This window comes from Longicatena sp. (genome assembly GCF_982403165.1).
Map to the genome: position 1 here is coordinate 25817 of NZ_CEVYEL010000001.1, position 14999 is coordinate 40815.

Annotated in this window: 15 protein-coding genes and 1 tRNA gene; 3 read left to right on the forward strand and 13 right to left on the reverse strand. The window is 37.0% G+C overall.

Annotation, left to right across the window (positions count from 1 at the left end; all coding sequences use genetic code 11):
* Positions 1-252 precede the first annotated feature (252 nt).
* From AC1VS3_RS00125 to AC1VS3_RS00135, 3 genes are all read left to right on the forward strand, one after another.
* Positions 253-1005: a DeoR/GlpR family DNA-binding transcription regulator gene (locus AC1VS3_RS00125; RefSeq protein ID WP_008686926.1), complete on the forward strand. Its 753-nt coding sequence runs from the start codon at positions 253-255 to the stop codon at positions 1003-1005.
* Between the two features lie 13 nt (positions 1006-1018).
* Positions 1019-1906, forward strand: coding sequence for a PHP domain-containing protein (locus AC1VS3_RS00130; protein ID WP_117548072.1), 888 nt, complete (start codon positions 1019-1021; stop codon positions 1904-1906).
* Positions 1907-2276: 370 nt separating this feature from the next.
* The gene (locus tag AC1VS3_RS00135) at positions 2277-2897 is read left to right on the forward strand and encodes a 4Fe-4S binding protein (RefSeq protein ID WP_008686922.1); all 621 of its coding nucleotides are present in this window, start codon (positions 2277-2279) and stop codon (positions 2895-2897) included.
* 111 nt (positions 2898-3008) lie between these two features.
* Here the strand turns inward: AC1VS3_RS00135 and AC1VS3_RS00140 are convergent, their stop codons facing one another.
* The 13 genes from AC1VS3_RS00140 to AC1VS3_RS00200 all read right to left on the reverse strand — a co-directional run bounded on the left by AC1VS3_RS00140 (position 3009) and on the right by AC1VS3_RS00200 (position 14981).
* On the reverse strand, positions 3009-3578 hold the full coding sequence (locus tag AC1VS3_RS00140) for an ECF transporter S component (RefSeq protein ID WP_117548071.1): 570 nt from the start codon (positions 3576-3578) through the stop codon (positions 3009-3011).
* A 17-nt stretch (positions 3579-3595) separates the two neighbouring features.
* The gene (locus AC1VS3_RS00145; RefSeq protein ID WP_020990855.1) at positions 3596-4567 is read right to left on the reverse strand and encodes a nucleoside hydrolase; all 972 of its coding nucleotides are present in this window, start codon (positions 4565-4567) and stop codon (positions 3596-3598) included.
* Between the two features lie 196 nt (positions 4568-4763).
* Positions 4764-4839, reverse strand: a tRNA-Thr gene (locus tag AC1VS3_RS00150).
* A gap of 208 nt (positions 4840-5047) precedes the next feature.
* Complete coding sequence (locus tag AC1VS3_RS00155) at positions 5048-6454, reverse strand: glycoside hydrolase family 1 protein (protein ID WP_481275470.1); 1407 nt, start codon at positions 6452-6454, stop codon at positions 5048-5050.
* A 13-nt stretch (positions 6455-6467) separates the two neighbouring features.
* Positions 6468-7865, reverse strand: coding sequence for a PTS transporter subunit EIIC (locus AC1VS3_RS00160; RefSeq protein WP_008686916.1), 1398 nt, complete (start codon positions 7863-7865; stop codon positions 6468-6470).
* A gap of 78 nt (positions 7866-7943) precedes the next feature.
* A complete protein-coding gene (locus AC1VS3_RS00165) occupies positions 7944-8774 on the reverse strand; it encodes a PRD domain-containing protein (protein ID WP_117565122.1) in 831 nt (276 codons plus the stop codon).
* A 31-nt stretch (positions 8775-8805) separates the two neighbouring features.
* Complete coding sequence (locus AC1VS3_RS00170) at positions 8806-9276, reverse strand: PTS sugar transporter subunit IIA (RefSeq protein ID WP_117548069.1); 471 nt, start codon at positions 9274-9276, stop codon at positions 8806-8808.
* A 339-nt stretch (positions 9277-9615) separates the two neighbouring features.
* Positions 9616-10095 carry a nucleoside-diphosphate kinase gene (locus AC1VS3_RS00175; RefSeq protein ID WP_008686910.1) on the reverse strand — a complete coding sequence of 160 codons (480 nt, stop codon included), beginning with the start codon at positions 10093-10095 and terminating at the stop codon, positions 9616-9618.
* Positions 10096-10526: 431 nt separating this feature from the next.
* Entirely contained in the window at positions 10527-11384 is an 858-nt protein-coding gene (locus AC1VS3_RS00180) for a patatin-like phospholipase family protein (protein ID WP_008686909.1), read from the reverse strand.
* Positions 11385-11542: 158 nt separating this feature from the next.
* Positions 11543-13081, reverse strand: coding sequence for a cardiolipin synthase (gene cls, locus AC1VS3_RS00185; protein WP_008686907.1), 1539 nt, complete (start codon positions 13079-13081; stop codon positions 11543-11545).
* 19 nt (positions 13082-13100) lie between these two features.
* Positions 13101-14060, reverse strand: a complete 960-nt coding sequence (locus AC1VS3_RS00190; RefSeq protein WP_117548067.1) for a hypothetical protein — start codon at positions 14058-14060, stop codon at positions 13101-13103.
* Between the two features lie 563 nt (positions 14061-14623).
* Positions 14624-14746, reverse strand: coding sequence for a hypothetical protein (locus AC1VS3_RS00195; protein WP_008686905.1), 123 nt, complete (start codon positions 14744-14746; stop codon positions 14624-14626).
* A 37-nt stretch (positions 14747-14783) separates the two neighbouring features.
* The gene (locus AC1VS3_RS00200; protein ID WP_008686904.1) at positions 14784-14981 is read right to left on the reverse strand and encodes a hypothetical protein; all 198 of its coding nucleotides are present in this window, start codon (positions 14979-14981) and stop codon (positions 14784-14786) included.
* Between the last annotated feature and the right edge of the window lie 18 nt (positions 14982-14999).

Below are 14999 nucleotides of genomic sequence, written 5' to 3' on the forward strand. Positions count from 1 at the left end.
ATTTCGATAGAAGTTTACCATGGATAACTTATCATGTCAATACCATCGATCCTTTATCTACTGGCAATCATTGGAAATCAGGAACAAGCATGCAGGCAAAGGAATAAAACCATTAGATACCCATCGTATTTTCTTTTGTTTTCCACAATATAAAACATATATCTGCTGAAATGTAAACATAAATTCTTTTGTTTTCCATTCTTTCTTGTAATTTTCTTTTGTTTTGATAAAATCAAAGTAAGGAGGGATGACATGTCAAAAACAACAACCCTGCGCCGCAAGCAAATTGAACAGATCGTAGCTACACGGCATATCGTTCATGTACAAGCGCTAGCAAAAGAATTGCTGGTATCGTGTGAAACCATTCGCAAAGATTTGGCTTTTTTAGAAGAAAAAGGTGTCTTATACCGTACTCATGGCGGAGCCCGAGAACGTTCCAGCAACATTGATATTCCCTACGATATTCGCTCACAAGAATATATTCAGGAAAAACGACGCATTGCCAGACAAGTGCCGGCCTTTCTTCATGATGATGATATCATCTATATTGACGCTTGCAGCACAGCCGCTTATCTCGGTATGTTTTTGAAACAGAAAAAGCAGCTGACCTTCGTGACAAATTCTTTAGACTTAGTATCTTCCATGCAGGATAGTGGTCATAAGATTATTATGACAGGTGGCACGTATGTACCTGAAGGTAAACGTTTATCGGGCGATTTTAGCATGCCTTTGATCCAATCACTTTTCTTTGATGTGTGTATCTTTGGCATGGATGGCTGTAAAGATTTGGATGGTCCTGCCAATATGCGTGAAGATGAATTGATGATGAACAAGGCGATCTTAGAACGCTCACACAAAGCCATCTTGGTATCCGATGCCTCTAAATTTGAGCGATATGCCCATTATCAATATGCCAAGTTCTCTCAGTTTGATGTTTTTATCACAACACAGCTAAGCAAAGAAGAAAAAGCACGACTGCCTATCCCTTATATTATTGAAACTTGAAAGGAGCTACTTTATGAATACCATTGATTTACACATGCATTCCCAATACAGCATTGATGGCGAATTTAGCGTTAAAGAATTATGTGAGCAAGCCAACCATAACGGTTTGCGCGTTATGGCAATCGCTGATCATAATTCGACCAGAGCTTATCACGATGTTACAGATACCAAAGGAGTACAATTGATACCGGCAATTGAACTGGATTGTACGTTTCAAGGCCACGACTTTCATTTATTAGGCTATGGAATAAATCCCGAGGCAAAAGAATATGCCGAAATTGAAAAAGATATTATAACCCAGGAGCAACAGGCAAGCGCTCAGCGATTGGCTTTATTAAGAGAACATTTGCATATTTATATTGATGAAGAAGAATTAAAACGACGCAGCTTTCACGGTATTTATGTGGCCGAAACTATTTGTGAAATCGCCATGGAGGATGCGCGTAATAAAGACAATCCCCATATGAAACCTTATTATTTTGGTGGTGCACGCAGTGATAACCCTTATGTGAATTTCTATTGGGATTATTGTTCGCAAGGAAAAGTAGCTTATGTGCCTATTCATTATATGAGTATGGAAAAAGCTATTGCCCTCTATCATTCACAACATGCTCTGGCAGTGTTGGCCCATCCCGGTAATAATGTGAAGGAAGATGCGGCTTTATTAGAAGCTCTGCTGAAACTGCCATTCAATGGCATTGAGGTGTACAGCAGTTATCATACACCAGAGCAAATTGCTTATTATAAACAAGCCGCATTACAACACAATTTATTGATTACTTGTGGCAGTGATTTCCATGGCAAGACAAAACCAAGTGTCACCATGGGGAAATGTCATATGCCAAAGGAAGAAGAGGAAATGCTATATACACAACTTCAAGCCAATGGATTATGCAAGTGATATAAGCATTCCAACAAAAAAAGAGGCCAGTGTCTCTTTCAATGATTATGAGCTAGCAAACTTTTAAATATTCCAACAAAAAAAGAGGCCAGTGCCTCTTTTAATGGTTATGAGCTAGCAAACTTTTATATGCTGATCACTATGTCAATCAAGCTTATGCAATGAGAAGAACTTAACATTGCCTCTGGATAATAAAGACAAGTCAAAAGCCAACAAGTCTTTAATAAAGAATGATAAAAGATAATAAGCAACAAGATGAAAAGATTCTCTATGTACAGCCTCTTCTTTCTTAATGGTATTTTCCAAACGGCAAACTTTCTTTTCCGTTATGCTTGGGTTATAGTTAAGTTGTCAAGAAAGAAGGATGCATATGAAAAAACAAGATCTCTTACAAGAATTGCGCAACATCCGCAGTGTAGCCATGGCCAGTGTAGATGCCCAAGGAAATCCAAAGAATCGCATAATTGATGTAATGCTAGCGGATGAAAATGCCATTTACTTTTGTACAGCAAGAGGAAAAGCCTTTTATCAGGAGTTAATGATGAAGCCAGTCATTGCCATTACCGGAATGAATGCCTCCTGGCAAATGATACGCCTGCAGGGAGAAGTTGAACATTTAACAAAGCAAGTCATGTGGATCGATAAAATCTTTATGGAGAACCCACAGATGAAGCAAGTGTATCCGAAAGATTCTCGTTATATCCTAGAAGCCTTTAAAGTAGCAAAGGGTGTGTTGGAATGGTTTGATTTAGGTAAGGAACCCATCAATCGCGAATGTTTACGCATGGAGGATGATGTACAACTGCTTCAGGATGGCTATCAGATACAAACAAATTGCATTGGTTGTAATAAATGTCTGAGCAGCTGTCCACAACAGTGCATCAAACAAGGCAAGCCTTACCATATCGTACAATCCCATTGTCTTCACTGTGGACTCTGTTATGAGCTTTGTCCTGTCCACGCCATTCGGAAAATTACTGAATGCGCATAGCTCATATGAAGCGTGATTCATTTATTTCTAATTCTTTTTATACTAGCAGCTTCTTAAAGCTCTTGCTTATCTATAAAACCTAATACCATTTTACTTATGTTCGCTGTCCAATTAACGTTCTGCATGTCGTTTTAGATTATGCAGTAGGCTTGTTGGCAGCTTTTTTAATAAGGCAGCGACAAATAGCAGCGTAATCATACGATCAATATAATCGGTGATCACTTGTACCACAAAGCAGCTCATTGTCAATCCTAAAGGTGTTTTCGCTAAAAGTTGCACAAAAAAGGTAGAGCCACTCGAGGTAATACCACCAAATAGATATGCTGTAATCAATGCACTCAAGAAGGACGTTGGCACACTGATCATCAAAGCACCAAGGAAAAACCACCATCGCTTATCTTGCTTTTTACGCCAAACAAAGCCGGCAAGCAATCCCAGAAAGATACCGACAGGAGCATAGTATAAAGAATACATATCAACGGTTATTCCTAAAATTACGCCACTTAACAAACTTGGCAGCATCCCATAGAAAGGACCATAGACTGCCGCAATAAACATAGTACCCATACTATCTAAATAAATCGGCAGTTTCAGCATAAGTGCGATTTGTCCACCAATCAAATTGAGCACCACAGCCAGTGCTATCATACTAATATGATAAATGGTAAATTTTGTTTTCATGTCTTCCCTTTCCTTCCTTAACATACGGTATCCAAAATATCTAAGGCATCGGTTGGGATTGCTAAGATACGGCTGATAAATAAGCGGAAAAATGCATGCACATCGACTTGTGTGAGAATATGTGCATTGGCTTTTCGCTGATAAAAGTCATAAGCATCCACAATTGTTTGTCCACGGGATAGCCCATCACACGCAACTTGTACATTTGAGCTGAAGCCGCTGCAAATAGCAGGATTTAGAAAATATGCCACTGCGAGTGGATCATTGATCACACAGCCAATCAAATGTTCTTGTTTCCAGTGAAAGTCATAATAAAATTTTGTTATTTTGCGAATGAAACTTCCTTGTTTTGCATCAAGACGTTCGATATAAGAAAGCAAATTCGGTGTTAATACGATCTTTCGTGTCACATCTAAGCCAACCATATGGATTTGTTTTTGTAGGCGTTCCATTTCATGATAGACAATCGCAGCTGCCTCAGGATCTTCCCAGTAATTGTATTCCGCAACGGGTGAACAATTACCATGTGCTTTATAACTGCCTCCCATGGAAACAAGTTGTTCGATGTTGGCAAACGCTGCGGCATTCTGCTGTATGAGATGCGCCAGATTTGTCAAAGGCCCCAACGCGATAATGGAACAAGCTTCCTTTGTTAATGTTTCACATAAAAAGCTAACAGCATCTATGTTTTGCTCATAGCCCGCTACTTCTTCTAAATAACTTTCACCTAAGCCATCACTGCCATGAGTATCTAAAGCATCACAGAAAGGTTTTTGTAAAGGTTTATCTGCTCCCAGATAAATAGGAACATCGAGGCGATTCATATGGCGCAATACTTTCTTAGCATTCGCAAAGCCAAGTTGTAATGGAGCATTTCCACAAACAATGGTAATGCCTAACACTTCAATCTCTAAAGATGATAATGCCAGCATCAACGCTAAACTATCGTCAATTCCCGGATCACAGTCAATAATCACTTTTCTTTTCATTTGCATATCCTCCAATAAAAAATGACCTCACATAATAAGCAAGGCCATAAGTAAAAATAGATAAAACACAAAAAAACATGTGCTTTTATTTTTATGTTATGAATTGCCTATTATTATACTGGGAGGTAAGGAACCAGTGTATACTTTTCTGCTTTCATAAAAAACGCCACTTTTATCGTGGCCTTCATTACAAATATGGTGCCGGCTATAGGACTTGAACCTACGACCTACGCGTTACGAGTGCGTTGCTCTACCAACTGAGCTAAGCCGGCACATGAAATCGTGCGCAGATATTATAGCATTATTTTTTTTCTATGTACAGATTCAAATGTAAATTTATCCACAAATTCCAAATAAATGTTAAGTCATTTCACAAGGAATGAAAAGCAGAGTCTTGATGACATCATCATAAAGTGTACCCCATACGGGGGATACATAAATTATGAAAGTGCATTTCCTATACTCTGCTTTTCTGCTTTTTTACTCTGTAATTTCCAGATCTTCTCCATTTGATTGTATGACTTTCTTATAATAAGCAAACGAACACTTCTTATAACGCGTTCCACTGCCATTCCCTTGATCGTCTACATCAACATAAATGAAACCATACCGCTTTTTCATTTCACCGGTTCCTGAGCTTACGATATCTAGCGGTCCCCACCATAAATATCCTCTGACATCTACTCCATCATAATCAACCGCTTTCTTCAATTCCGTTATATGATTTTTTAAATAATATTTTCGATACGTATCCTGTACGCTGCCATCTTCCAATATATCATAATCTGCGATTCCATTTTCAACGATAAAGATAGGTTTTTGATAACGATCATACATATAATTTAAAGAATAGCGAAGACCAACCGGATCAATTTCCCATCCCCATTTTGTCTTTTCTAAATAGGGATTTGTATAGCCTGTCGTAAAGGATATCAAATCAAAATCTTTCGTATCTTTTCCAACAACTACCGTATTGTAGTAACTATAGGAAATGAAATCTACAACTCCCTTTCTTAGAATGTCATCATCTTCCTTTTGTACTGGTAAAGCAATTCCCTTTCTTGCCAGTTCTTTACGTTTATAAGATGGATAATATCCACGATTTTGCACATCTACGTAAAACATATAGTTCTTCATAAATGTTTCATTTGCCATAATATCATCAGGATGGCATGTAGCAGGGTATGAGAAAATTCCCCCATACATACTGCCTACTTGATTCTCCTTATTGATTTCATGAGCCAAGGTCACCACCTTTGCATGTGCTATCAATTGATGATAGGCGGCAATCATACGCTCTTTATAGCTGGCATCTTCGCTTATAGCACCTGCCCACCATGGACAATCGGTCATCGTATTGATTTCATTAATAGGCAGCCAATATTTAACTTTTCCATTATAACGTTTGAACACTGTTTCACAATAGCGAACAAAACAATCAATGGCATCGCGATGAAGCCAAGAACCAAACTTTTTAAACATTCCTATCGGTGTCTCAAAATGGCATAATGTCACCATCGGCTCTATCCCACACTTCCTGCAATATGCTATAACTTCATCATAATGCTGTAACCCTTCCTCATTGGGTTTTGTATCATAACCATTCGGATATATTCTGGACCAATCAATGGAAAAGCGATACATGCGAAACCCCATCTCCTTAAATAAAGCAATATCTTCTTGATAGCGATGATAATGATCTATCGCCTTATGCGAAGGATAATTTTTCTTTGGATCAATATCCAGGGTGATCGCTCTTGGGGTATTTACATCACCTGCCGTCATGACATCAACTGCATTTATCCCTTTTCCCCCTTCTTGCCATGCTCCTTCACATTGATCCGCTGAAGTAGAACCACCCCAAAAGAAATCATTTCGTAGACTCATAGTTGTCTCCTTTCTATGCACAATCTTTAAACGTTATATACGTCGCGATAAAAGTGATGGCTCCTCCTAACAACATCGCAAGAATATAAAAGATAATATTCGTCGCGGTCGGTCCTATGTAGCAAGGGATGGCAAACATTCCCCCGGTTCCATAAACATTGTAACAATATACTTGCAACAAGCCACATAATCCGGCGCCAAAGAAGTTACCGATACAAACACAAATCAATGGTGTTTTATATTTTAAATTTACACCAAACATGGATGGTTCACTAATGCCGGCAATAATTGCTGTAAATCCACATGATAACCCTGTTGATTTTAATTCTTTATTCTTTGTTTTACAAGCAACTGCCGCTGCTGCTAATCCTTGATTAATATTATTCAGACAGTCTATCGGGGATACGATGGGTTCATAGCCAAATTTTGTAAAAGACTCCAACCAGTACGGTGTTGTCGCATTATGCATACCGGTAATAACAAGGAATGGATATAGTGCACCTAGCACTGCCATGCCGATAAAACCCGTTGTCTCATACAGCCACATCAGAAATGCCGTAATATACGTACCTAAGATTGCACCTAAGGGCGCCAGCACACAGAAGGCTAGTGGAATCATCACAAGTAAAGTAGCGAATGGTTCCATAATCACTCTTAAAAAGCTTGGCGATATCTTCTTAAAGAAACGCTCTACTGGTGCCATGATCATAACACATAAAATGACTGGGAAAACCATATAGCTGTAAGTACCTGCATAAACAGGTAAGCCAAACAACGTGATAGAAGCTCCTTCATCAACTAATGCTATAAATGATGGTGCTACTAGCATCAAACCCATCAGCATTCCTAAACCTTCATCCGTATTGAATTTCTTTGCCGCACCTTTACCGATAAAAACAGGTAAGAAATAGAAACCGGCATCTCCTACAATGGATAACATATTGTATGTAGAACTAGCGGGATCAAGTATACCAAAGGTCGATAGTAACAGACATAGCACCTTGATCATACCGGCACCGATCAAAACCGGGATAAAAGGTATCAGCGAACCGGAAATAATATCCGCAATTGCGGAAAATGCTCCTTTCATCGTTAACTTTTTCTTTTCCTTTTTCACTGATACATCCAAATCTTCATCAATGGCATCTTCCATTACAAAACCATGCTCTTTACATATCAAACGATAAGCATCATCTACATCTTGTCCAATGATGATTTGTAACTCATCCCCCTGCCATTGACATCCTAATACCCCAGGAAGCTTTTCAATCTCTTCCGGCTTTGATAAACTCTTATCTTTTAAATTAAAACGCAATCTCGTAACACAATGTACAAAATACGTAACATTGTCCTTTGAACCTATGTAATTTACGATATTCTCAGATAATTTCTGAAATTTATTTTTAGACATTTTGCTCCTCCTCTATATGTATTAAACAATGGTACGGCCGATACATTGTTTTAATACCAAAAGACTCTCCCCAAGCGGTTATACGCTTTTCCCCTCACGCATGCATAAACGATTTACATGCAGCATCAAATATAAAATTTCTTCACTTTCTAATTGACAATTCATCTTCTTTTCTAAATATGTACAAAGCTTTTGGACACAAGCATTCGTTTTAGGAAAATTAGCAACCATTTCTTCATATAGAATGGAATTTTCCGTTTTCAATGTTTCTTTTTCCACAATACGTTTCATTAAATAGCGGATATGTGTGATAAAACGTGCATAGTTGAAACCATCTTTATCAATTTCGATATGAAATTCGCTTTCGATGATTTGCGTAATGTCGTCAAGTATTTTATGATCAGCTTTCTGCCCTTTTGTATTCGTGGTTTCATAATTTATAAAATGTAACGCAATGGCATACTTTTCATCATCAGGTAAGGTAGCCTTTAATTGTTTCTGGATAATGATTAATGCATAAGCACCAATATCACATTCCTTTTTATACAATTGTTTCAAATCATCCGTAAGCATGAAATTCATCATATATCCTTGTTGATGCCTTTGTAAGGCAAATTGAATATGATCGGCTAATGAAAAGATAACATTTGAACTTAATTCGTATGGGATACGTCGTTTCGCATAATCCACGATTTTCGTAGCCACATCGATAACGTCATAGTCAATACATTGCAACAGTTGGAAGTATTTCTGATCAACGTTGTAATACGTTCTTTGTATGATGCTTAAGTCTTTTAGTTCATATGGAATCTTGCCAAAACCGATGCCAGTACCTACAGCAATTAATTCGTTATGATCTTTATCGATGCATAAAGCAACACAATTATTTAATTTCTTAATGACCCGCATACCATTTCACCTCTTTCCATACATAGGATGATTACGATGCAATCTTCATGATGTTATGTGCAGATGATACCTGCCCATAAGTTTTATGAGTAATCACAGACTTGCTCGTAATAATAATCAGAACGGTCATATCTATTTGCTCTTGTTCAAATAATGCTTGATCAAAGCTTAAAATAGCTTCCCCTTTACGAACATGTTCATGTAGCTCTTTATATACGGTAAAACCTTTCCCCTTTAGTTTCACACTGTCTAAGCCTACATGCACCAGTATTTCTAACCCCCGTTTATTTTTAATACCAAAGGCATGTTTCGTATTCGCCAACATTATCAATTGGCCATCGATTGGCGCATAGATGGTTTCCTTCGATGGAAGAATGGCAATTCCATCACCCAACAGTTTATTGGCAAACATTTGGTCCTTTACATCTTCAATTTTTATACATGTTCCTGCGACCGGAGAATACACTTCGTCTTCTTTTGTTCTCTTAAATATTTTCAACATATCCTTCACCTCAACAAATAAAAAACTCTTCCAAAACACCCTGAAAAATTTTCAGTGATGCCTCGAAAGAGTAACAGTCTGAATTAACAATTTCATTCTAGCATTGGTTTTCAGCGTTGTCAATGTAAAAAAAGAGAATTCTTATTTCCTAATAAAAATTAAGCGAATCCATCATATGCAATTGGTACTTTCTGGTAATATCTATTAGAAAATCTATAGCTTGTTTAAAAGATGAAGAAGCGTAAAAGAAAAGATGAATTCCTCATCTTTCCATTTTGAACCTTCGTTTTAACAATAGCTTTTTCATCCACAAGAGCTTTATCAGCATTTCATATTTTCTTATAAATAATTTTGCCAAATTTGTAATTCCCGTTCGGCACTTTCTTTAGCATCAGATGCATGAATCACATTATTCACCAATCGCTTTTCACGACTTGCTTTCTCATAATTATCTTCACTAAAGCGTCCGCGTATCGTTTCTGGTCCTGCCTCTGCCGGATTTGTCTTTCCAACCAGCTGTCTAGTCAATGTGATAATATCTTCTTCACCATCATAACTGACACGCATTGGCTGAATGTATCTTGGACCATTGTAATAAAAAGACGCAAATAATTTCCCGGGAAAATTAAATTCTTTATCCATGGCATCAATGACACCATGATAATGGTCTAAAAGAACTTTCATAACTTCCATCGTCACTTCTAAACGACAGCTTTTCTCAATACACAATCCATGGGCAGTCAACATTGCCACGACCTCATCTTCCTGATGATTTGCAAAAGCATCTGGTTTTAACATCATAAACGTTACCTGTTTCATAACATACCTCCATTTGTTTCAGTATACTACAGGATGTTGAAACTATCCAAGCTTTTCTTAGTTTCTTATAAAAAGCTAATCATTGTGTGACAAGCCGGAAATATAAAAGAGAGCACAGAAGGATGAATGCCTGCTTTTTCACAAGATCTGTCTCTTGTCATTTCTTATGGATTAATTGTAAAGAGCAAATTTGTTTCCGACGATAGAATGATTGACTAGCAATATCTTTTTTATCCTTATCAAAAAACGTTCCTTAAGGATGACAGCTATGGCAGAATCATAAACACCAATTATTTTGATTGTCAAAAGCTGCCACAAAAAGGCTTTCATATTTGATATTCCTAAGAGTGCCCTAGTAAACGATCCTCAATACCGATAAACAATAAAAACGTCGATTGTTTTTATCACTTTACATAAAAAAAAGGAATCTGTTACGATTCCATAAATTCACGTATCATGGTCAAACGTTTTTCCGTATCCTCATAACCTAAGTCAAACCAACGCTGCAATAATTCCTTATCACTTGTATAACGCGTGACACCATAATCGGCACTTGGTCTTAATACGATTGCTTTTCCCTCTTCTTCCAGCTTTTTCACAATACCCCATTGGCGGTTGTAGTTTTCATGACGGATACGCAAATATTCACGTATCTGTTTATTTCCAGGATACATCAAGCGAGCTAACTGTATCTGCCACCCCGGTGCTGGTTTGCGTACATAATTTTCTTCTTTTGTTGAAATAAAGACGTGTTTATCCATGCCCTGTCGAATACTTTGTTCAATTGGAATCATATCCACCAATCCTGCATCCATATACGTATGATTGCGGAATTTCACCGGTCTCGTTAATAGAAATAAAGAACAAGATGCCTTCATCAAACGTTGTTCGATCGGATCGAAGTATTCTTTGCCAAAGTACTCAACTTCGTTAGTATCCATATTATACACACCAATATCCAACTGTGTCGGGTTTTTCATAAATGCCGCATAATCTAATGGTGCATGCTCTTCAATAAACTTACATACATGATCAATACCAAAGACACCACGTTCATGTAACAATGGTGATACACCAATCGCCTTAGGATCGCTTGCGGCATCTACACCTGAAATCCGCAAACGCTCACGTTGTTTTGATACAAAAGGTAATAATACCTCTGCACCTGCACTGATGCCTACCGTATAAGGGAAGTCAATATCATTATCTAAAAAACATTGTAGAACACCGCAAGTATATGCAGCCTTTGTGCCTCCGCCTTCGCAGATCAAACCTGTTTTTATCGTCATATTCTATACACCTCATAGTTAAATATTATACTATTATCTTGATAAAAGGTAAAGTATTCTAGGGATTTTCACGTAAAAGAAACATCATCAACATCCCATTTTCTCACTTCTTTTTTAACCAAATGAAAAGAAGATGAGACTACTTGCCTCATCTGATGTTACATCATTGGTGAAAATAAATTCAAGATGGAACGCATGATACGCACTGGCAGTTTCACATTCTTACATTCTTCCAAGGTAACTTCATGTGATTTTGCCAAACTATGTAAATAATCCTGTTTTACATCCATAACAACCTTGCTGCGATAGAACCAGACACCACATTCATAATGTAAATAATAAGAACGATAATCCATATTAACAGTTCCCACAACGGCCATATCATCATCAACGACAAAAGTCTTTCCATGGACAAAACCAGGCGTATATTCATAGATTTTAACACCAGCTTCTATTAATGGCTGATAATTGGCTCTGGTTACCGCAAATACATACCATTTATCCGGAATGTGAGGTACTAAAATACGTACATCTACACCATTCTTGGCTGCTAAGGTCAGTGCTGTTTTCATCTCATTGTCAATCACTAAATAAGGCGTTGTCGCATAAACATAACGATTGGCACCATTGATCATATTGATATGTGTATATTCCCCTACATTCTCATTGTCCGTCGGAGAATCACTGTATGGCTGCACATAGCCATCATTTTCAATATCTATAAACTCATTGAAATCCGGTTTAAAATCAAATACATTATCTTTGATCTTTTCATCATAATTCCAGAATTGCAAAAACATTAATGTCAGATTCCAGACCGCCTCACCTTTTAACATGACACTGCAATCTTTCCAATGTCCAAAACGTTCTTTCGCATTGATATACTCATCAGCCAGATTAATACCACCGGTCATCCCAACCTTACCGTCAATAACTAAGATTTTGCGATGATCGCGATTATTCATCTGAATGGCTAGTCTTGGTTTAATGGGATTGAATACTTTCGCTTTCATCCCCAAGCCTTGTAATACCTTATAATAATCAGGTGCTAAGGTCGTAATACACCCAGCATCATCATATAATACACGTACTTCTACTCCTTGTTTCACCTTTTCAATCAGAATATCCAAAATCGTATCCCACATGACACCCGGAGCGATAATGAAGTATTCTAAAAAAATGAACTTCTCCGCTTTTTTCAATTCTTCTACCATTACAGTGAATTTATCTTCGCCAATCGGAAAAAAGGTTGTTTCTGTATGTTTATAAATAGGAAAACCGGCATTTTTCCATAAATAATTCGCTTGTTTAAATGCTGCTGTATCACTATTTTGCAATTCTTCCATGATTTCAGCATTTTGCCATATGATTTCCTTATATTCACTAAATGCCTGATTATCACGAATACGCAATTCTTTGGGCACCTTTTGACCGCCAAACAATAAATAAATCAATCCACCAAACACCGGTAATGCCATAATCAACAAGACCCACGTCATCTTATAGGTAGGATTATCATTGCGGTTAATGACATACACACTGATGATAAAGCTTAACGCAATTAAAAGAAAATAAATCCAGACAAAGTATTCGCTCAGCTGAAAAACGATACCAAAGAATACTCCCAACTGTATCAGAATCAAGACAGCGACAATAAATATTTTGTTATGTAAAAGGGATAAGATTTTTCTTAACATACATTCCCTCCTTCTCTACTTATTTTTGGCTTTTGATATAAGCCTGCAACATGTTGATAATTTTTGTTATCTGTGTGGCATCAGCATCCCGATCTTTACTGGTCCCTGTTCCCATCACATACAGACGATGATCTTCATCAAGAGTACCACTGGCAATCACAACGGCTTTACGGAAATAAGACATTGCAGTTTGTACACGCATAGATTCATCTAGCTTAATAGTTTCTATTTGTTTTCCTTTTTCTGGATAACACTTAGCAATTTCCATTGCCAGCTTACGATTGCTAGGGTTATAGCCGATCATTGTTGTATCCCCTTTACCGATACAGTCTAAGCAAATCACATTTGGATTCTTACCATCCTTGACAAAGTCCTCATCGGCACATCTCGCTCCTAAAAAGCTCCCTTTATTTTTATCCGTAAATAGAAACGCAATACGTTGACGTTCATCTTTATCCAAACTTTTAGCTAATGCCACCGCAGCCGCCACTGCACTGGAATTACGATTCACATTATGGCGGTTACCGATGCCATGTACCATCAGATAGATCAAAAAGATTACCAGTACAAACATCAGAAAGGACATTAGATTTGCCATTGTGGGCGCACTTAGAAAATTTCCACCAATATACAGCCCCGCTAAAATAAATACATATAATAAGATAATCGGTACATAAGTAGCAATTAAGGTTTTATTCATGGTTTTCGTTCCATCAAGAGGAAAGTAAAACACCTTATGCCAGAATTTACGTTCCGGTGTATCATATGGCACAACGATGACCGTCTTCATACGCTTGCGATTGCCATAAAAATAATCCTCAGCTTTCATAATGATGAGCTTGCTGCCTTTTATCATCGTCTTTTCATAACCGGCTTGCGTCATGTCTTCATGCAAAGCTTTTGCAAATTTATGTTTTTGCTTTCTTGTAAAGCGTTTTCCATATGTTTTCGTATATTTCTCAAACAGCTCTTGTTCCATATGATTACCTCCTGCGCAATATCTTTCATTATACTAAAATTCTGCATATTTTTATAGTGTCCGTGCTATATTTCCATGACAATTCACATCATTTGTATGAATTCATAAAGAATGGAACCGTTCTCATATCATTTGTCGAAAGGAATAGAAAAAAGCAAGTTCACCGTTTCGTGTGAGTCCTACTCTTTTGACATCCATATGTTATCAGATGTAGTATCATTTTCTACTTAGACAGTTAACACCACAAGTAATAAAACCGTTTATTTATTTGGGTGGCACGTTTTTGCCTTAATTCTTCAATAAAGTTTTTATCATTCATTCTAAAATTCCTCCAATCAAAAAAGGCAACTACCGTATCTTGATAATTGCCTGTCAATAAAAAGATGTATAGAAAAAGCAGTCTATCCTAAGACCAACTACTCTGATCGTAATGAAGTGCTTGTATTTTCTTTACCACTTCTTGCCTATAATTTTCAATATCCAAAACTCTTTTTTTACCTGCTGTTAAATACATAATCGGTAAATCAATTTTTTCAAAATCATTCAACAACAATAGTGGTTCTTCACTTTGACAAGTATTTCATATATTTCTTTAATCGCTCATCAATATATGCGTCCATGTTGGCATATCCGAACATTTTATCCACATTTTGTAAATAAAGTTTTATAAGTTCCTTTTTATCCATAGAATCCCTCATTTCACTTATAAAGCTTTGATGTTTACTATATAAATGCTTTAAGACCAAGTAAAATAAGTACAATAGCTATTACTGGAACGGGCATCATACAAATAAGAAATAAATTTAATTTTTTCTTTGCCTCGTCTGTATTTTCTTGTTTCATTTTTTTGATTTTTTGCAAAACAATAACTGGAAAAGAAAGAAAAATAAGACCACCTATTAAAATCATTGCAATATTCATTTACATAATCCTCCTCAA